This is a genomic window from Agromyces sp. MMS24-K17, from assembly GCF_043950245.1.
In the GTDB taxonomy this organism is placed as follows: domain Bacteria; phylum Actinomycetota; class Actinomycetes; order Actinomycetales; family Microbacteriaceae; genus Agromyces.
Genome location: NZ_CP171640.1, coordinates 1,435,165 through 1,452,550, shown reverse-complemented (window position 1 = coordinate 1,452,550; position 17,386 = coordinate 1,435,165). Strand labels below are relative to the sequence as shown.

The following is a 17,386-nucleotide window of genomic DNA, read 5'->3' as shown; positions in this document are numbered from 1 at the left end:
CGCCGGCGGGCTCCACTCCCGCCGGCGCGACGGACCGGCCCGGTCGGACGCTGCCGACCGGGCCGGGGCTCGCCGGGTCAGCCGGCGAGCAGCGTGAGGGTGTCGACGACGCGGTTCGAGAAGCCCCACTCGTTGTCGTACCAGGCCACGACCTTGACGTGCTTGCCGTCGACGCGGGTGAGCGCCGAGTCGAAGATCGACGAGGCCGGCACACCGACGATGTCGGCCGACACCAGCGGGTCGTCCGAGTACTCGAGGATGCCCTTCAGGCGGCCGTCGGCGGCGGCGCGGTACGCGGCGAGCACTTCGTCGCGGGTGACCTCGCGCTCGACGGTGGTGTTGAGCTCGACGATCGAGCCGACGGGCACGGGCACGCGGATCGAGTCGCCCGAGAGCTTGCCGTCGAGCTGCGGCAACACGAGGCCGATGGCCTTCGCGGCGCCGGTCGTGGTCGGCACGATGTTCACGCCGGCGGCACGGGCGCGACGCGGGTCGCGGTGCGGGCTGTCCTGCAGGTTCTGCTCCTGCGTGTAGGCGTGCACCGTGGTCATGAAGCCGTGCTCGATGCCGGCGAGCTCGTCGAGCACCGACGCGAGCGGGGCGAGCGCGTTGGTCGTGCACGACGCGTTCGAGATGATCGTGTGCGCGGCGGCGTCGTACGCGTCGGTGTTCACGCCGTAGGCGAGGGTGACGTCGGCGCCGTCGGCGGGGGCGCTCACGAGCACCTTCTTCGCGCCGGCGTCGAGGTGGGCGCGGGCGGCGGAGGCCGAGGTGAAGCGGCCGGTCGACTCGACGACGATCTCGACGCCGAGCTCGGCCCACGGCAGGTTGGCGGGCTCGCGCTCGGCGAGCACGCGGATGCGACGCCCGTCGACGACGAGGTCGTCGCCCTCGACCTCGACGGGCCGGCCGAGGCGGCCGAGCGTGCTGTCGAAGCGGAGGAGCTGGGCGAGCGCCTTCGGGTCGGTCAGGTCGTTGACGGCGACGACCTCGAGGTCGGTGTCGCGCTCGAGCAGGGCGCGGAGCACGTTGCGTCCGATGCGGCCGAATCCGTTGATGGCGATGCGGGTCATGTGTGGTGGTTCCTTTCGACCCGTCGATGCTCGCCGACGGCGCGCCCACGCAGAAGTGGCTGGCACGCCATGGTTCGAAAGGATCTCGCCACGGTCCGCGGTGTGCATCCGTCGCCGAGCGGAGCGCGCTGCGCCACTTCACGCGCGTTGCGCCACGCAGGGTGGTGCAACGCGCACGAAGTGGCGCAGCCGGCGAGACCGGCGGGGCGGGGGCGGCGCCGCGCCGCGCTCAGCGGTAGGAGTAGAACCCCTCGCCGGTGGCGACGCCGAGCTTGCCCTGGTCGATGTAGCGCTCCTTCAGCAGCTTCGCGAACGCCTGCTGCTTGGGGCCGCCGACCGAGGAGATGTTGTAGGCCGTCGTGAGCCCGACGACGTCGAAGATCTGGAACGGCCCGGCGGGGGCGCCGGTGCCGATGCGCCAGACGGCGTCGATCGCGGCGGGCTCGGCGATGCCGTCGACGAGCAGGTCGCCGGCCGCGTCGAGGAACGGCACCAGCAGCGAGTTCAGGAGGTAGCCCGACTTCTCCTTCTTGACCTCGATCGGCACCATGCCGATCTGCTCCGCGAACTCGACGACCGCGGCGTGCACGGCGGGGTCGGTCGACGGGGCGTCCATGATCTCGGCGGTGTTGTGCACCCAGATCTCGTTCGCGAAGTGCAGCGCGAGGAACTGCTCGGGCCGGCCGGTGAAGCCGACGAGGTCGCTCGGGAGCAGCGTCGACGAGTTGGTGGCGAAGATGGTGCGGGCCGGCGCGACCTCGCCGAGCGCCGCGTAGACCTTGCGCTTGAGCTCGAGCTGCTCGGGCACGGCCTCGATGACGAGGTCGGCGTCGGCGACCGCCTGGGCGAGGTCGGCGGAGGTGCGGATGCGTCCGAGCGCGGCGTCCGCAGCGCCGTCGGCGGCACCCGCGACCTGGTCGCGGTAGATGGCGGCGAGCTTCTCGAAGCGCTGCTTCGCCGCGGCGAGCGCATCGTCGTTCACGTCATAGGCGGTGACGTCGAAGCCGCGGTAGGCGGTCTGGTAGGCGATCTGCGAGCCCAGCACGCCGGTGCCGAGCACGGTGATGTGCTTCATCTGGTGGTTCCCTCTTCTTCTCTCGTGGAGTCCTGGGTGGAACGGATGCCTCGGGCCGGGTCTCGGCCGGGGGCATCCGCGTCTGCGGGGGCCGCGACGGGCGTCGCCGTCGCGGCCGCGTTGAAGCGCACGAGGTCGCGGGCGAACCGGCCGACCTCGGCGTCGGTCCAGCCGTCGAGGCTGCGATCGACGATGCGCTGGAGGATGGCGACGGTCTCGTCGTACGCGGCGCGCCCGGCCTCGGTGAGCTCGAGCGGCCGGCCGCGGCCGGGGCCGTCGCCCTCGCGGACGAGCCCGAGGCGCACGAGGTCGGCGAGCTGCCGGGAGACCGTCGAGCGGTTCAGGCGGAACTCGCGGGCGAGGTCGATCGCGCGCGTGCCCGGGTTGTCGACGATGAAGGCGACGATCGACTGCTCGGTCATCGAGAGGCTGGTCGGCGCGGTGCGCGCGTCGGCGACGCCGCGTCGCGACACCAGCATGAGCGCGTGCAGGATGCCCGAGGCATCCGTGGTCCGCCGGTCGGCCATGCTCGCCCACCTCCTGTCGTTGCAAAATGCAACATTAGGTCGGCTCTGGGTATTCCGCAACGTGGCCCGGCCCGCCGCGACTCGGCAGAATCAGAGGCGATGATCCCCTACGAGCACACCGCGGGCATCGGCTGGGCGCGGTTCTTCGGCTGGACGTCGCTCGGCCTCGGCGCCGGCGCGCTCGCGACCGCCTTCCTGGCGCCGCTCGCAGGCCAGGTCGGGAACACCGCCGTCGTCGCGTTCTTCGGCGGCTTCGCGATCTGGTTCGGACTGATGGCGCGGGAGCGCTACCGCGCCGTGCCGCGGCGGGTCGCGTGGTTCGCCGTGCTGGGCACGGTGCTGGGCGTCGTCACGATGACGGTGATGTCGTACGCGATGATCGCGTTCATCGTCGCGGACTCCACCGGCACGGTCTGGCCGATGGCGCCGAACTGGGTGGCGGTCGTCCCCGGCGGACCCACCGGCATCGCCGTCTAGACACGCGCACGATCGCTGCGGCAATCTTGGGGGCCGAACCCCGATCCGACCGCGACCCGACTGTAGGAGCCCCCGTGACCGAGAAGCAGACCACCATCGCGCAACCGCAGGACCCGAAGGCGACGATGCGGTTGTCCAGGCTGCTGCTCATCGTCGGAGCCGTCTGGATCGTGATCGCGCTGGTGATCTTCGTCGTCGCCGGCGACCAACTCTGGGTGAATGCGAACTCCGAGGGGAGCCGCGCCATGGTGCCCGGCCTCTTCGCCGTCGTCGGCCTCGTCGTCGGCATCACGAACTTCCTCGTCTGGGGCCCCCGGTACCGCAAGGCGAAGGCGCAGCTCGAGGCCGGGTCCGAGGCGGCCCCTGCGGCCTGACACGCCGCACGGCCGGGCGTCCCCGGCGCATCCGCCCCAGGCAGATCCGCCCGCGGCGGAAATCGTCGCGCTCGAGGCATCCGCCCGCGCACGCTGGGGGCATGAGCGACACGACCATCCCACCGAACCCCGTCGACGCCGACCTCGAGGCCCGCCTCTTCCACCGCCGCGTGATCGTGCTCGGCCGCGAGCTCGACCAGGCCGGCGGCAACCGGCTCGTCAGCCAGCTGCTGATGCTGTCTGCCGACGACCCGCGCGAGGACATCGCGTTCTGGATCAACTCACCCGGCGGCAGCGTGCCGGCGATGCTCGCGATCATGGACGTGATGCGGGCCATCCCGAACGACGTGTCGACCCTGGCGATCGGCATGGCCGCGAGCGCCGGGCAGTTCCTGCTGTCGGCCGGCACGCCGGGCAAGCGCGCCGCGTTGCCGCACGCCCGCATCCTCATGCACCAGGGGTCGGCCGGCATCGGCGGCACCGCCGTCGACATCGAGCTGCAGGCCGACGACCTGCGGTACACGCGCGACACGGTGCTCGCGATCATCGCCGAGCACACCGGCCAGCCGCTCGAACGCATCACCGAGGACTCGCAGCGCGACCGCTGGTGGACCGCCCAGGCCGCCGTCGAGTACGGCTTCATCGACCGGGTCGTGAGCGACGCGGCCTACATCTACCCGGCGCCGCCGGCGCGCACGGTCGGCATCGGCCTGCCGGACGTGCCGGGCGGGATGCATCCGCTCGCGCCGCAACCCGCGGGCGCCGCGTTCGCGAGGGCCGACGCATGAGCACGTACGCGATCCCGTACGTCGTCGAGCGGCGTGCCGGCGTCGAACGCTCCATGGACGTCTACAGCCGGCTGCTGTCGGAGCGCATCGTCTACCTCGGCACCGAGATCGACGACGGCGTCGCGAACGTGCTCATCGCGCAGCTGCTGCACCTCGAGTCGGAGAGTCCCGACACCCCGGTGAACCTCTACGTCAACTCCCCCGGCGGCTCGCCGCAGGCGGCGCTCGCGGTGTACGACACGATGCAGCACATCCGCCCGGCCGTCGCGACGACCTGCGTCGGGCAGGCGGGCGGACCGGCGGCGGTGCTGCTCGCGGGCGGGGCGCCCGGGCTGCGGTCGATCCTCCGGCACGGCCGCGTGGTGCTGCACCAGCCGTCGACGCAGGGGCAGGGCGCGATCCCCGACCTGATCATCCACGCCGACGAGGTCGTGCGGGTGCGGAACGAGCTCGAGGCGGTGCTCGCGCACGACACCGGGCGCACCGCCGAGCAGGTGCGCCGCGACACCGACCGCGACCTCATCCTGCCGGCGGCGGCCGCCGTCGAGTACGGCATCGCCGACCACCTCGTCGCGGTGCAGCGCGGCGGACTCGAGCAGGCGGTGGGGGCGGCGTCCCTGCGGTCGTGAGTCGGGAGGGCGTGAGTCCGGTGGGCGTCGGTCGCGGATGCCTCGCCCCGGGTACATTCCTGGACCACGCCCCTGGCGCGCCACTTCCCGGCCTATAGCGCCACACGCCGTGGCGCGGACGCCCCGGAAGTGGCGCGGACACGAGAACGGCGCGACGGCAGCGACGGCAGCGACGGCGCGGGCCGGCACGCCGACGTCAGGCGGCGAGCGCCATCGCGGTCGGCGCGGGCTGCGGTGCGACCGGCGCGAGGCCGCCGGCGCCGAGACCGCCGGCGGTCGCCCCCGTGCTCGACGGGAGGCGCGTGCTCGACGGGAGACCGGTGCTCGACGGGAGCACGAGCACGCGTCGGCCGGGCGCCGCGGCCTGCTCGCGGGCGAGCATCGCGGCAACGCCGGCCGCGAGGTCGGCCAGGTCGAACCCGAGGGCCTCGCCGACGGCGCCGAGCACCTCGCTCGACGGCTCCTTGCGCCCGCGCTCGACCTCGGAGAGGTACTGGATCGAGACGCCCGCCTCCCGGGCGACGTCGGCGAGGATGCGCCGCTGCTCGAGCCGCTCGCGGCGGAGGAACGCGCCGACGGCCTCGCGCCAGAGCGCACGGCGCCGGTTCGCAGGCGTCGGCACGGCGGCCGGACGGTCGATCGAGGGGTGCCGGATCACGCTCGCCATGGGCCGAGGCTAGCCCCGGGCCGAGGGCGCCGTCTGCCCCGATCCGCTCACAGCGGAACGACCGCTCCGGCGCTCGCGAGTGGCCGCCCACAGCCCGGCTGCGGCGAGCGCGACCGTCACCGCAGCGGCCGGCGGCACGGCGGCCAGCCCGAGTCCGCCCACCACCGCCGACGCGAGCGCGGCGCCGATCGCGATGCCGAGGTTGAACACGACGGGGATGAGCGCGCCCGCCAGGTCGCGGTGCGCGGTTCCGGCGACGCGCAGGATCTGCGTCTGCGCGAGCGCGGGGAGGGCCCCGGATGCCACGCCCCAGAGCACCACGACGGCGAGTCCGATCGCGGGGTGCACGTCGACGACGGCGAGCAGCGCGACCGCCAGTCCGGTCGCCACGGCGCTCGCGACGAGCGTGGGCGCGGTGCGGGCGCCGAACCGTCCGGCCAGCACGACGCCGACCGCCGACGCGATGCCGAAGAGCAGGAGCACCGCGCCGATGCCGCCGGGCACCGCGGCCGCGGGCACCTCGACGAGCCGGGTGACGTACGTGTAGGCGCCGTAGTGGCCGACGAGCACGAGGGCGACGAGGCCGACGAGCACGGCGATCGGGCGGATGCCCCGCGCCGGCGCCTGTTCGCCGGCCGCCGTCGGGTCCGCGGCAGGCGACGACCCTCCGGCAGGCGACGCGCCCGAGGCACCCGCCCGCCCCGAGGCATCCGCTCGGCCCGTGGCACCCGCTCGGCCCGTGGCACCCGCTCGGCGCGAGGCATCCGCCCGCCCCGCGGCCTCCACCGAGGCCGGCGCCCGCCCGCGCGCGGCGCGACCCGACGGCACGACGAGCCGCACCAGGATCGCCGCGCCGACCGCCGCGACCGCGAGTCCCCAGAACGCGCCGCGCCACCCGATCGCCTCGGCGACGGCGCTGCCGACCGGCGTGCCCAGCACCATGCCGAGCGTCGCCCCGCCGAGCACGACCGAGACGGCGCGGGCGAGGTCGCGGTCGGCGACGAGGTCGGCGGTGAAGGCGTTGATCGTGGCCCAGAGCAGGCCCACGGCGAGCGCGCCGACGAGCCGCGCTCCGACGACGTGCCCGTACGCGGGGGCGAGGGCGGTGAGCGCGGTCGACGCGGCGACGGCGCCGAGGCTCCAGACGACCACGGTGCGCCGGTCGATGCGCCGGGTCAGCCGGGCGAGCGGCAGGCTGCCGACCACGACGACGCCCGCCCAGAGGGAGACGAGCAGGCCGACCTGCGGCTCGGGCACGGCGAGGCCGCGACTCATCCACGGCAGCACGGCGGTGGGGAGCATCTCGGCGGTGACCATGACGAACGAGGCCGTGCCGAGCACGAGCAGGGCGGCCCAGGGCAGGCCGGTCGGGCTCGTTGGGGCGGTCGGCGGGCGCGTCGTACGGCGCGTCGTGCGGAGGCTGGTGGTGTCCATGTCCCGACCGTAGACTTTGACATTGATGTCAATGTCAAGGTCTGTGCCGAAGGGAGTCCGCGCATGAGGATCGGCGAGCTCGCGGAACGCGCCGGGGTGTCGACCCGGCTGGTCCGCTACTACGAGCAGCAGGACCTGTTCACCGCGGCCCGGCAGTCGAACGGGTACCGCGAGTACGACGAGGCCGATGTCGACCTCGTGCGCCGCATCGCGGGGCTGGTGCAGGCCGGACTCCCGACCCGGCTCGTGAAGGCCGTGCTCGACCTCGAGGAGGCCGTCGCCGACGACCAGCCGAGCTGCCCCCGCGCCGTCGCCGAGATGCTCGCCGACGAGCTCGTGGGCATCGAGGAGCGGCTCGCCTGCCTGACGCGGAGTCGCGACACGATCCGCGACTTCCTCCAGCGCACCGAGCACGCCGCGCTCATCGCCGAGGCCGAGGCGCCCGTACCGGTCGGGTAGCCGGTCCGCTCGACCTGGCCGGCGCGCCAGGTCGTGCCACCTCCGCGCCAATTCATGGTCCGGACCGCCGTACGTCGTGGTGCAGAGGCCCCGGAACCGGCGCGGAGGCGATGACCCGCACCCGCGGCACCCCTCACTGCCGGAACGTGTGCCGGTACTCCATCGGCGACGTGCCGAGGATGCGGTGGAAGTGCAGCCGCAGGTTCGCGCCCGTGCCGAGCCCGACCCGGTCGGCGATCTGCTCGACGCCGAGGTCGCTGCGCTCGAGCAGTTCGCGGGCCAGGTCGACCCGGGCCCGCAGGATCCACTGCATCGGCGTGTAGCCGGTGTCGTCGACGAACCTCCGCGAGAAGGTGCGCGACGAGACGTTGGCGTGCCGCGCGAGGTCGTCGAGCCCGATCGGCCGCTCGAGCCGTTCGAGCGCCCACGCGCGCGTCGCCGCGAACTGCTCGCCGAGCGGATCGGGCAGCGCCCGCGGCACGTACTGCGCCTGCCCGCCGCTGCGGTACGGCGCCGCGACCAGTCGGCGCGCCGCATGGTTCGACGCGGCCACGCCGTGGTCGCGGCGCACGAGGTGCAGGCACAGGTCGATGCCCGAGGCCGCGCCGGCCGACGTCAGCAGGTCGCCCTCGTCGACGAACAGCACGTTCTCGTCGACCTGCACGAGCGGATGCTTCGCCTGGAGCTGCCGGGTGTAGTGCCAGTGCGTGGTCGCGCGGCGCCCGTCGAGCAGGCCGGTCGCGGCGAGCGCGAACGCGCCGGTCGAGATGGCGGCCAGGCGGATGCCCCGCCCGTGCGCCGCGCGCAGGGCGTCGACGACCGCCGGGGGCGGGTCCTCCACGTCGGGGCGACGGTACCCCGGGATGAACACGGTCTCCGCCCACTCGAGGGCCTCGAGGCCGTCTGCCACGTGGTACGACAGGCCGTCGCCGCCCGCCACCAGGCCGGGCGCGGCACCGCACACGCGCACCTCGTACGGCATGCTCGCCCGGGTCGTGAAGATCTGCGCCGGGATGCCGACGTCGAGGGGCTTCGCCCCGTCGAGCACCAGCACCGCGACCCGATGGTTCCGGCCTGCCATCCGACCTCCCGCAGCGGGGATGCCCGTGGCGAGGCATCCGATGGCCGCAAGCGTAGCGCCACGACACGCCCCCTCCCCCAGTCCGGGGGTCACCCCGGCGACACGCCGTGGACGGCCCATATGGTCGAAGCGACCCGACCTCGTCGGGCCGTTCCCTGCACCGGTCCGTCTCGTCCGCGCTGCGCGGGCGACTGCGCCCGCCACTGCCATGGCGTGTGCGCGCCGGTACTGCCCCGGTGCGATGGAGCGACTTCCCGCCGGCCCCGCCGGTTCGCCCACAACAAGAAAGCCCTGCATGAAGCGCACCGTCTCCGCCCTCGCGGCGGGCGTGCTCGGCGCCGGCCTCGCCCTCGCCGGCGTCGTCGCCCCCGCGTCCGCCACCTCGGAGGTCCCGACGAACACCGTCGTCGGCGCCTGCAACGTCCTCACCGTCGACCTCGCGGGCTACGCCGTCGAGCCCGGCGCACCCGCCGTCACCGAGACCGTCGTCGTCACGCCGGCCGTCGCCGAGGTCAGCCACACCGACTACGAGTACCAGCGCTGGCGCCTCGGCTGGCTCGGCCCCTATCCGACCGATGAGTTCCGGTGGGTCCACAAGTGGGTCGGCGAGCACGACTTCTACGACTGGGGCTACTACAACTACACGGGCAACCAGAAGAAGCACGTCGAGGTCGCCGCCCAGCCCGAGGTCACCGAGGAGCGCGAGGTCACGCCCGCGATCCCCGCGGACGCCACCCCGAACACCGTCACCGTCGAGATCGACGGCGCGGCCGTGGTCGACGCGCAGGCGTTCGGCGCCGCGTACGCGCGCGACGACTTCGCGCTCGCCAAGGGCACGCCCGGCACCGACGCCTACGGGCAGCACAGCTACCGGGTGACGGTCTCGGCCTACCAGGGCGTCGGCACCGAGCCGGTCGAGTCGGTCGTCGCCGAGGGCACCACGAGCTGCGACACCGGCGCGTACGCCGCCGCCGCGACCATCGACACCGAGACCACCTGCGGTGCCGCGGTCGTCGCCCTCACCAACGCCGAGCTCGCCACCGACGCCGTCAACGGCACGTACTCGGCGCTCGTCTTCGTCGACGGCGCGCTGAAGGACATCGTCGCGGTGTTCGAGAACGCGCCGGTGACCCTCGGCGCCTACACGTTCGCCGAGGACTCGGGCGACCACGTCGTCGAGGTCCGCACCGGCCCCGCGCACGGCGACGTGCTCCTCGCCGAGGCGACCGTCGACTCCGACTGCGTCGAGGACCCGACCGAGGAGCCCGAGCCGGTCGACCCGACCGACCCGGCGCTCGCCGTCACCGGCCAGCTGAAGCCGGGCGGCACGATCACCGTCACCGGCAGCGGCTTCGACGCCGGGACGGAGTACCAGGTCGAGCTGCACTCGACGCCGCAGGTGCTCGGCACGGCCTCGGCCGACGACGACGGCTCGTTCGAGCTCGACGGCGTCATCCCGGCCTCGACCCCGGCCGGCGCGCACCGGATCGTCGTGCTGCTCGACGGCGAGGAGATCGCGTCGACCGACGTGACCATCACGTCGGCGTCCACCACGACCCCGGCTGCGTCGGGCACGACGTCGGGCACCGGCACCGGTTCGGGCCTCGCGTCGACCGGCATCGAGACCGGCCCGCTCGCCGCGCTCGCCGCCGCGCTGCTCGCGCTCGCGGGGATCGCGTTCGGCGCCCGCCGGGTGATCCGCGGCCGCGCGTAACGCGACCGGCGCCACGCACGACGGGGCCCGCGGCGCAAGCCGCGGGCCCCGTTCGTCGGTTGGGGTGGTGGTCTCGATACGCGTCCTCGCTGCGCTCGGGCGCCACTCGACCACCGGAGGGGGCGTCAGGCGCCGAGGGCCGGCACCCAGACGCGCATCTGCGACGGGCCGCGCTCGGCCCACTCGTGGTAGCGCACGAGGGCGACCTCAGCACGGGCGCCGGTGCGGGCGTCGACCACGTCGGCCACCACGCCGCCGTCGGCGTCGCGCGGCGCGGTCGCCGGGTCGAGCCGCAGGTCGGCGAAGTCGGATGCCTCGAGCGGGGTCCCGGCGAGGTCGACGGTCTCCAGCGCGAACACCTCGGGGCCGCGCTCGACGACGAGGCATCCGCGCACCGCGTCGACCCGCGGGTCGGGCAGGGTGAACCGCGGAGCCACCGGCAGGGTCAGCACGACCTCGTCGCCGACGGCCCAGGCCCGCTCGACCGTCGCCGTACCCGGCACGAGCGTTCGCGGCTCGAGGGCGCCGCCGTCGCCGCCGCCCGCCGCCCGCACCGCGAGCGTCGCGCCCTCGGCCCACGCCGGCACGCGCAGCGAGAGCGTCCACGGCGACGAGGCATCCGCCAGCACCCGCACGACCACGCGACCGTCGACCGGGTACCCGGTCTCGACCTCGAGGGCGACCTCGCGGCCGTCGTCGAGGGTCGTGCGGATCGTCGCCGGGGCGTACTGGTGCAGCTGGACGCCCGAGGCATCCGCCGTCGCCAGGTAGGCGGCGAGGCTCGCGAACGTGCGCGCCACGTTCGGCGGGCAGCACGACACCTCGAACCAGGGCGCCCGCAGCGAGGAGTGCGCGCGCGGCGACACGACGTCGGGGTCGGCCGGAACGCCGGGCACCCGCTGGTGCAGGGTGTTCGCGTAGTAGAACGAGCGCCCGTCGGCGGCCGGCGAGGTCGCGACGACGTTGTACAGGGTGCGCTCGATGAGGTCGCCGTAGTCGGCGCCCTGCCCCGCGCCGCGCGCGAGCAGCAGCCGCTGGCTGAACTGCACGGATGCCACGCCCGCGCACGTCTCGGAGTAGGCGCGGTCGCTCGGCAGCTCCCAGTCCTCGCCGAACGCCTCGTCCTGGTGGTGCGAGCCCTGGCCGCCCGTGACGTAGGTGCGGCGCGCGACCGTGCGCGCCCACTGGCCGGCGAGCACGTCGAGGAGCTCGTCGTCGCCGGTCTCGACCGCGACGTCGGCCGCGCCGGAGGACAGGTAGTTCGCCCGCACCGAGTGGCCGCGGAGCGCGTCGGCGTCGCGCACCGGAACGTCGTCCTGGTAGTACGAACGGCCCCACTCGATGTCGCGCAGCACGCCGTGGCCGCGGCGCTCGACGAAGAGCCGCGCCTGCTCGACGTACCGCGGCTCGCCGAGGGCGCGGCCGAGCTCGGCGAGCCCGGTCTCGATCTCGGCGTGGCCGCAGACCGACTGGATGCCGTCGGGTCCGAACGCCTCGCCGACGAGGTCGGCGGCCCGGCGCGCGACCTCGACGAGGCCGTCGTCGGCGCCCGGGCTCGTGCGGTGCCGTGCCACGGCCGCCTGGAACAGGTGCCCGAGGCAGTAGAGCTCGTGCCCCCACTCGAGGTCGCTCCAGCGGGCGCCCTGGCCGGGCCGGCCGAACCTCGTGTTCAGGTAGCCGTCGGCCTCCTGCGCGGCGGCCACGCGGGCGACGACCGCGCGGAACCGGGTCTCGAGGGCCTCGGCGCGGGCCGAGGCATCCGAATCGACCACCGAAGCCAGCCGGCCGAGCTCCCAGGCGACCGCCTCGAGGTACTTGTAGACCTCCGAGTCGCTGAACTCCCGGCCGCGGCGGCCCTCGGGCAGCTTCCCCGCGGCCGCGAGGTCGAAGTTCGCGATCCAGCCCTCCCGCTCGAGCCATCCCTCGACGTGGTCGAGCGTGTTCGTGCCGTTGACCGCCTGGCGCTCGGCCCAGAAGCCGCCCGTGATCGCGACCTCGTCGAGGCCGAGCGGGCGCAGCGCGCCCGACGACGGGGCGACCGGGGAGACGGGCGCGTGGGTGGTGGTGGGGGTGGTGAGTGACATGTTCATCCCTTGAAGGCGCCCGACATGAAGCCGCGCACGTAGTGTCGCTGGAGGATCAGGAAGAGGAGGATGCACGGCAGGGCGAGCACGACGACGCCCGCCTCCGTGGCCCCGTAGTCGACGACGCCCTGCACCTGGCCGCGCAGGTTCGAGATCGCGAGCGGCAGGGTCATCCGGTTCGAATCGTTGATGAGGATCAGCGGCGCCATGAAGTCGTTCCACGCCGCGAGGAAGGCGAACAGGCCCACGGTGATGAGGCCCGGCTTCACCGCCGGCACGAGCACCCGCCAGAGCACGGTCCACGAGTTGCAGCCGTCGACCATCGCCGCCTCGTCCATCTCGCGGGGGATCGACTCGAACGAGATCCGCATCATGAACATCGAGAACGGCAGCTGGAACATCGTGAGCACGAGCGCGACGCCGACGAGCGAGTTCGACAGCCCGACCGCGTTGAGCAGTACGTACAGCGGGATCAGCAGCGTCGCGTACGGCACCATCAGGATCGCCAGCGTCGACAGGAACAGCAGGTCCTTGCCGGGGAAGCTGAAGCGGGCGAACGCGTAGCCGCCGAGCAGCGAGATCAGGAGCGTGAGCGCGACCGTCAGCAGCGACACGAACGTCGAGTTGAAGAGGTACACCCAGATGCCGGCCTGGTAGTTCGCCAGCGTGATGTAGTTGCCGAAGCCGTAGCCGTCGGTCTGGTTCGTGCCGGCGAGCGGCGAGACGCTCGAGATCGCCGTCCAGATGAGCGGGTACAGGAAGATCAGCGCGAGGGCGGCGGTGAGCACCCAGTAGGGGGTGCGCAGGGCGATGCCGGCGATCGAGGTGGGCTTGCGGCGACGGGCGGCGGTGCCCGAGAGGTGCGGCGCGACGATCGAGACCGTCGCGTCGGCCGGGGGAGCCTGCGTGGGCATCAGTCCTCCGCCTTCCGGTTGAATGCGCGGATCTGCGCGATGTTGATGACCACGAGCGCGAGCAGCACGATGACCGACAGCGCACCGGCGACGCCGAGGTCGTTCTGGCCCTGGAACGCGACGCTGTAGATGAGCTGCACGATCGTGATGGTCGAGTTGTCGGGGCCGCCCTTGGTGAGGATGTAGAACTGCTCGAACGCGAGCAGCGACCCGGTCACGCAGAGCACCGTGGTGAGCGCGAGCGTCGGGCGCAGCAGCGGCAGCGTGATGCTGCGGAACGTCTGGGCGCGGGATGCCCCGTCGATGCGCGCGGCCTCGTAGACGTCGTCGGGGATGCCCTGGAGCCCGACCAGCATCAGCAGCATGTAGAACCCGGCGTAGCGCCAGACGATGAGGAAGATCGTCGACCACAGCGCGCCGTCGGGCGTGCCGAGGAAGGTGAAGCCCCACGCCTCCATGAGGTCGGCGAACGGGCCGGCGATGGGCGAGTAGAGCACGTAGAAGAGCAGCGACGCGGATGCCAGGCCGAGTGCGCTGGGCACGAGGAAGGAGGTCCGCAGGAATCCCTTCCACCGGGTCGACTCCTGCACGAGCATCGCGAGCCCGAGGCTCAGCGCGAGCAGGATGATCGTCGTGAGGACGGTGTATTTCAGGGTGAACCAGACCGAGTCCCAGAAGAACCGGTTCGAGACGGCGTCCTGGTAGTTCTCGGGGAAGTTCCAGCCCTGGTTGCCGCCGAGCAGCGGCCAGTCGCTGAACGACATCTGGATGACGAGCGCGAGCGGCGCGAGGAAGAGCAGCGCGACGAACACGGCCGTCGGCAGGGCGAACAGCCAGCCGCGGACGCCTTCGCCGCGACGGCCGCGGCGGCGCCGCGACCGACGGGCCCGGCCGGCGCCGGGCGCGCGGTCGGGGACCGTCGCATGCAGGGTGGCGGTCATGATGGAGCCTTTCGAGAGGTGGATGGTGCGGGCCGGCCGGCACCCGCAGGTCGCGGGTGCCGGCCGGTCGGTCGGTCGCTACTGCGACAGCACCGCCGTGATCTCGTCGTTGTCGGCGTCGACCGAGCTGCCGTCGCCGAGCACCGCGTTGCGCACCAGCGTCAGCCAGGGGCTGTTCGGCGCGTTGAACGCCTGCTGGAAGTTGATCGCGACCGGGGTGTCGCCTTCGCCGGCGACCTCGTTGATCGTGATGAGGCGCGGGTCCTTCTGCGAGTACTCGTTGTCGGCGAGGTCGGAGCGGGAGACGACGTCGTTGTCCTTCGCGAGCACGCCGACCTGGGCGTCCTCGGACATCAGCCAGCTGAGGAAGTTCCACGCCTGGGCGGCCTTCTTCGAGTCCTTCGAGACGCCGATGCCGTCACCGCCGACGAACGTCGAGCCGCCGCCCTTCGGGCCGGGGATGCCGGCGACGCCCACGTCGAACGGGGTCGAGGAGAGCAGCGTGGCCGGGTAGAACTGAAGGCCCACCTTGCCCTCGGTGAAGCCGGCGGTCCAGGTCGGGCCCGCCTCGTCCTTCGACGACGGCAGCACCGCGCCCGAGTCCCAGAGGTCCTTCCACGTGGAGTAGATGTCCTTGGCCGTGTCGCTCGCGAGCAGCGACTCGGTGCCCTCGGGGTTCATGACCTCCTCGCCGTCGGCCCACACGCTCGGGAACCACGTGAAGACGAGGCATCCGCCGCAGGCCAGGCCCGTGGCCGTGCCGTACGTGTCGGGCTTGTTGAGGGCCTGGATGGCCTTCGCCCACTCGGCGTACTCCTCGAGGTTCGCCGGGCCCGCCTCGGCGTCGAGGCCGGCCTCGGTGGCGAGCTCCTTGTTCCAGAACAGCATCGACAGGTCGAGCACGAACGGCAGGACGTACTCCTGGCCGTCGAGCGTGCCGGCCGAGAGGTGGCCCTGGTTGATCGAGTCCTTGAAGTCGAAGCCGTCGATGTTCGACGTGATGTCCTGGAACAGGCCCTGCTTCACCCAGTTCGGCACGTACACGATGTCGGCCGCGAAGAGGTCGGGCAGGCCGTTCGAGCCGGCTGCTGCACCGACCTTGGCGACGTAGTCGTCGTTCGGGACGACGGTCAGCTCGACCTGGTTCTCGTGGCTGTCGTTGTACGCCTCGACGAGGAGCTTGGCCTGCTTCTCGAGGGGGGCGCGGGTCCAGAGGGTCAGCGTCGAGCCGTCGTCGACGCCCTCGACGCCGGCGTCGGCGAGGCTGGACGTCTCCTCGGCCGAGTCGCCGCCGGAGCAGGCGGCGAGGCCGACGGTCAGCGCACCGGCGGCGAGGAGCGCGAGCGCCCTCGTGCCCCGGCGAATGGTTCGTGCCATCTGTGTTCTCCTAGCTCGTCCTTGAGCGGGCCCGCCAGGGCCCGATGGGGTGTGATCGCATGAGCCTCCCGGTGTCGTCGGTGGTCGGATCCGACCGGCCCGAACGAAAACTCCGAAATGCCTTTCGGCACGGTACTCTGGCGTTCACGCTGCCGTCAAGCCTTCCGTTCCGGTAGCGTTTCAGCCGAGGAGGTCCGAGATGGCGCGAAGCGAGTCGCAGCCCGGTCGCACGTCGACGCTCAGCGATGTCGCGCGTCTGGCCGGCGTATCGCTCGCCACCGCGTCGAAGGCCATCAACGGCCGCGACCAGGTCGCACCCGCCACCCGCCAGCGCGTGCTCGAGGCCGCCGAGGAACTCTCGTTCACCCCGAACGCGCTCGCCCGCTCGCTCATCGCCGGCCGCACCGGCACCGTGGGCCTGCTCACGAGCGACCTCGAGGGCCGGTTCGTGATCCCGATCCTGATGGGCGCCGAGGACGCGTTCGGCGCCGGCCAGGTGAACGTCTTCCTCTGCGACGCCCGCGGCGACGCCATCCGCGAGCAGCACCACCTCAAGGCGCTGCTCAACCGCCGGGTCGACGGCATCATCGTCGTGGGCCGGCAGACCGACCCGCGCCCGTCGCTCGGCCACGACCTGCCCGTGCCCGTCGTCTACGCGTACGCACCGAGCGACGACCCGACCGACGTCTCGGTCACCCCCGACAACGTGGCCGGCGGTCGCGTCGCCGCCGAGCACCTCATCTCGTGCGGCCGCCGCCGCATCGCGCACATCAGCGGCGACCCCGCCTACGCCGCCGCGCAGGACCGCGCCGTTGGCGTCGACGCGGCCCTCGCCGATGCCGGCCTCGAGCTCGTCGGCGACGTCATGTTCTCCGACTGGAGCGAGCACTGGGGCCGCGACGCGACCGCCATCCTGCTGGCCAACCACCCCGACGTCGACGGCATCGTCTGCGGGTCCGACCAGATCGCCCGCGGCGTGCTCGACACCCTGCGCGACCTCGGCAAGCGCGTCCCCGAGGACATCGCGGTGATCGGCTACGACAACTGGGAGGTGCTCGCGACGAACTCCCGCCCGGGCCTCACCAGCGTCGACGCGAACCTGAAGGCCCTGGGCCGGGCGGCCGCCATGCGCATCTTCGACGCGATCGACGGCGAGGCGGCCGACGCCGGCGTGCAGTCGCTGCCGGTGCGGCTCGTCATCCGCGGCTCCACGATCCCGCGCCGCTGACGCGGGGCCGTGAGGCTCGCCTGCGAGCGGTCGTCGGCATCGCAATGGTCCATTCGCGTGTTCCGCGATGTCGCCCATGTCGCGCACCTCGCCGGTCCCGGCGGTGCGTTTCTGCGACCTCACGTCACGAGGTCGCAGACACGGCGGTCGCGCGGCGTCGAAGTGCGCCGGGTGGGCGACATCGATGAGGGCGAGCAGGCGACGACGCCCGACGGTCAGGCGCTCGAACGCGTCGGGTGCGTCGGATGCCCCGCGCGCGGCGTACACCCACGCGTCGAGGCCCGACGCGAGGCGCACGGCGACCCGCTCGTAGTCGTCGACCTCGTACGCGTCGGCGGCCGCGAGCTGGGCGTCGGTGAGCTCGAGCACGGCGCCCTCGACGCGGTCGTCCGGGTCGCCGGTGCGCTCGAGGATCGGATGCTCCGCCACGCCGCTCAACGCGACGACCTCGGCATCGGCGATCCGGAGCATCCGCACGCGCCACCCGACGAGGGCGGCGGGCGCCGTCGGGAGCTCGCCGCCGAAGGTCTCGCGCTGCACCTGC

General features: G+C 73.1%; 17 protein-coding genes and 1 pseudogene. 7 read left to right on the top strand and 11 right to left on the bottom strand.

What is annotated here, in order from left to right:
- Positions 1-77: 77 nt before the first annotated feature.
- The 3 genes from gap to ACGGZK_RS06510 form a co-directional block, all read right to left on the bottom strand.
- The gene (gene gap / locus ACGGZK_RS06520) at positions 78-1,073 is read right to left on the bottom strand and encodes a type I glyceraldehyde-3-phosphate dehydrogenase (protein ID WP_395245459.1); all 996 of its coding nucleotides are present in this window, start codon (positions 1,071-1,073) and stop codon (positions 78-80) included.
- Between the two features lie 229 nt (positions 1,074-1,302).
- The gene (locus ACGGZK_RS06515; protein ID WP_395245458.1) at positions 1,303-2,148 is read right to left on the bottom strand and encodes a 3-hydroxyacyl-CoA dehydrogenase; all 846 of its coding nucleotides are present in this window, start codon (positions 2,146-2,148) and stop codon (positions 1,303-1,305) included.
- Complete coding sequence (locus tag ACGGZK_RS06510; RefSeq protein ID WP_395245457.1) at positions 2,145-2,675, bottom strand: MarR family winged helix-turn-helix transcriptional regulator; 531 nt, start codon at positions 2,673-2,675, stop codon at positions 2,145-2,147. Before ACGGZK_RS06510 ends, ACGGZK_RS06515 begins: the two co-directional genes overlap by 4 nt.
- 99 nt (positions 2,676-2,774) lie before the next feature.
- On the opposite strand from ACGGZK_RS06510, the gene ACGGZK_RS06505 reads away from it, so the two are divergent.
- From ACGGZK_RS06505 to ACGGZK_RS06490, 4 genes are all read left to right on the top strand, one after another.
- On the top strand, positions 2,775-3,152 hold the full coding sequence (locus tag ACGGZK_RS06505; protein ID WP_395245456.1) for a hypothetical protein: 378 nt from the start codon (positions 2,775-2,777) through the stop codon (positions 3,150-3,152).
- Positions 3,153-3,226: 74 nt separating this feature from the next.
- Entirely contained in the window at positions 3,227-3,526 is a 300-nt protein-coding gene (locus tag ACGGZK_RS06500; RefSeq protein ID WP_395245455.1) for a hypothetical protein, read from the top strand.
- 101 nt (positions 3,527-3,627) lie between these two features.
- Positions 3,628-4,314 (top strand): ClpP family protease, encoded by a 687-nt coding sequence (locus tag ACGGZK_RS06495; protein ID WP_395245454.1) that lies wholly within the window; start codon positions 3,628-3,630, stop codon positions 4,312-4,314.
- Positions 4,311-4,943, top strand: a complete 633-nt coding sequence (locus tag ACGGZK_RS06490) for a ClpP family protease (RefSeq protein ID WP_395245453.1) — start codon at positions 4,311-4,313, stop codon at positions 4,941-4,943. Before ACGGZK_RS06495 ends, ACGGZK_RS06490 begins: the two co-directional genes overlap by 4 nt.
- Before the next feature lie 196 nt (positions 4,944-5,139).
- Here ACGGZK_RS06490 and ACGGZK_RS06485 read toward each other — a convergent pair whose 3' ends face one another.
- Positions 5,140-5,610: a helix-turn-helix domain-containing protein gene (locus tag ACGGZK_RS06485; protein ID WP_395245452.1), complete on the bottom strand. Its 471-nt coding sequence runs from the start codon at positions 5,608-5,610 to the stop codon at positions 5,140-5,142.
- Positions 5,611-5,619: 9 nt separating this feature from the next.
- Entirely contained in the window at positions 5,620-7,044 is a 1,425-nt protein-coding gene (locus ACGGZK_RS06480) for an MFS transporter (RefSeq protein ID WP_395245451.1), read from the bottom strand.
- A 63-nt stretch (positions 7,045-7,107) separates the two neighbouring features.
- Between ACGGZK_RS06480 and ACGGZK_RS06475 the strand changes: the two genes are divergently transcribed.
- Complete coding sequence (locus ACGGZK_RS06475) at positions 7,108-7,503, top strand: MerR family transcriptional regulator (RefSeq protein ID WP_395245450.1); 396 nt, start codon at positions 7,108-7,110, stop codon at positions 7,501-7,503.
- Positions 7,504-7,636: 133 nt separating this feature from the next.
- Here ACGGZK_RS06475 and ACGGZK_RS06470 read toward each other — a convergent pair whose 3' ends face one another.
- Positions 7,637-8,584 (bottom strand): GlxA family transcriptional regulator, encoded by a 948-nt coding sequence (locus ACGGZK_RS06470; protein ID WP_395245449.1) that lies wholly within the window; start codon positions 8,582-8,584, stop codon positions 7,637-7,639.
- Positions 8,585-8,879: 295 nt separating this feature from the next.
- Here ACGGZK_RS06470 and ACGGZK_RS06465 point away from each other — a divergent pair, with 295 nt between their 5' ends.
- Entirely contained in the window at positions 8,880-10,298 is a 1,419-nt protein-coding gene (locus ACGGZK_RS06465; RefSeq protein ID WP_395245448.1) for a hypothetical protein, read from the top strand.
- A gap of 125 nt (positions 10,299-10,423) precedes the next feature.
- On the opposite strand, the gene ACGGZK_RS06460 is transcribed toward ACGGZK_RS06465, so the two are convergent.
- The 4 genes from ACGGZK_RS06460 to ACGGZK_RS06445 all read right to left on the bottom strand — a co-directional run bounded on the left by ACGGZK_RS06460 (position 10,424) and on the right by ACGGZK_RS06445 (position 15,614).
- A complete protein-coding gene (locus tag ACGGZK_RS06460; protein WP_395245447.1) occupies positions 10,424-12,382 on the bottom strand; it encodes a glycoside hydrolase family 127 protein in 1,959 nt (652 codons plus the stop codon).
- A 2-nt stretch (positions 12,383-12,384) separates the two neighbouring features.
- Positions 12,385-13,296: a carbohydrate ABC transporter permease gene (locus ACGGZK_RS06455; protein ID WP_395245446.1), complete on the bottom strand. Its 912-nt coding sequence runs from the start codon at positions 13,294-13,296 to the stop codon at positions 12,385-12,387.
- Entirely contained in the window at positions 13,296-14,237 is a 942-nt protein-coding gene (locus ACGGZK_RS06450) for a carbohydrate ABC transporter permease (protein ID WP_395245445.1), read from the bottom strand. Before ACGGZK_RS06450 ends, ACGGZK_RS06455 begins: the two co-directional genes overlap by 1 nt.
- Positions 14,238-14,315: 78 nt before the next feature.
- Entirely contained in the window at positions 14,316-15,614 is a 1,299-nt protein-coding gene (locus ACGGZK_RS06445; RefSeq protein ID WP_395245444.1) for an ABC transporter substrate-binding protein, read from the bottom strand.
- Positions 15,615-15,813: 199 nt separating this feature from the next.
- Here ACGGZK_RS06445 and ACGGZK_RS06440 point away from each other — a divergent pair, with 199 nt between their 5' ends.
- Positions 15,814-16,842 (top strand): LacI family DNA-binding transcriptional regulator, encoded by a 1,029-nt coding sequence (locus ACGGZK_RS06440; protein WP_395245443.1) that lies wholly within the window; start codon positions 15,814-15,816, stop codon positions 16,840-16,842.
- A gap of 309 nt (positions 16,843-17,151) precedes the next feature.
- Here ACGGZK_RS06440 and ACGGZK_RS06435 read toward each other — a convergent pair.
- A pseudogene (locus ACGGZK_RS06435) lies at positions 17,152-17,382 on the bottom strand (gamma-glutamylcyclotransferase); the annotation flags it as partial.
- Positions 17,383-17,386: the final 4 nt, after the last annotated feature.

Excerpts from the sequence above, each read along its gene's own strand:
- gap (WP_395245459.1), bottom strand. The coding sequence starts at position 1,073 with ATGACCCGCATCGCCATCAACGGATTCGGCCGCATCGGACGCAACGTG.
- ACGGZK_RS06515 (WP_395245458.1), bottom strand. The coding sequence starts at position 2,148 with ATGAAGCACATCACCGTGCTCGGCACCGGCGTGCTGGGCTCGCAGATC.
- ACGGZK_RS06510 (WP_395245457.1), bottom strand. The coding sequence starts at position 2,675 with ATGGCCGACCGGCGGACCACGGATGCCTCGGGCATCCTGCACGCGCTC.
- ACGGZK_RS06505 (WP_395245456.1), top strand. The coding sequence starts at position 2,775 with ATGATCCCCTACGAGCACACCGCGGGCATCGGCTGGGCGCGGTTCTTC.
- ACGGZK_RS06495 (WP_395245454.1), top strand. The coding sequence starts at position 3,628 with ATGAGCGACACGACCATCCCACCGAACCCCGTCGACGCCGACCTCGAG.
- ACGGZK_RS06490 (WP_395245453.1), top strand. The coding sequence starts at position 4,311 with ATGAGCACGTACGCGATCCCGTACGTCGTCGAGCGGCGTGCCGGCGTC.
- ACGGZK_RS06485 (WP_395245452.1), bottom strand. The coding sequence starts at position 5,610 with ATGGCGAGCGTGATCCGGCACCCCTCGATCGACCGTCCGGCCGCCGTG.
- ACGGZK_RS06480 (WP_395245451.1), bottom strand. The coding sequence starts at position 7,044 with ATGGACACCACCAGCCTCCGCACGACGCGCCGTACGACGCGCCCGCCG.
- ACGGZK_RS06475 (WP_395245450.1), top strand. The coding sequence starts at position 7,108 with ATGAGGATCGGCGAGCTCGCGGAACGCGCCGGGGTGTCGACCCGGCTG.
- ACGGZK_RS06470 (WP_395245449.1), bottom strand. The coding sequence starts at position 8,584 with ATGGCAGGCCGGAACCATCGGGTCGCGGTGCTGGTGCTCGACGGGGCG.
- ACGGZK_RS06465 (WP_395245448.1), top strand. The coding sequence starts at position 8,880 with ATGAAGCGCACCGTCTCCGCCCTCGCGGCGGGCGTGCTCGGCGCCGGC.
- ACGGZK_RS06460 (WP_395245447.1), bottom strand. The coding sequence starts at position 12,382 with ATGTCACTCACCACCCCCACCACCACCCACGCGCCCGTCTCCCCGGTC.
- ACGGZK_RS06455 (WP_395245446.1), bottom strand. The coding sequence starts at position 13,296 with ATGCCCACGCAGGCTCCCCCGGCCGACGCGACGGTCTCGATCGTCGCG.
- ACGGZK_RS06450 (WP_395245445.1), bottom strand. The coding sequence starts at position 14,237 with ATGACCGCCACCCTGCATGCGACGGTCCCCGACCGCGCGCCCGGCGCC.
- ACGGZK_RS06445 (WP_395245444.1), bottom strand. The coding sequence starts at position 15,614 with ATGGCACGAACCATTCGCCGGGGCACGAGGGCGCTCGCGCTCCTCGCC.
- ACGGZK_RS06440 (WP_395245443.1), top strand. The coding sequence starts at position 15,814 with ATGGCGCGAAGCGAGTCGCAGCCCGGTCGCACGTCGACGCTCAGCGAT.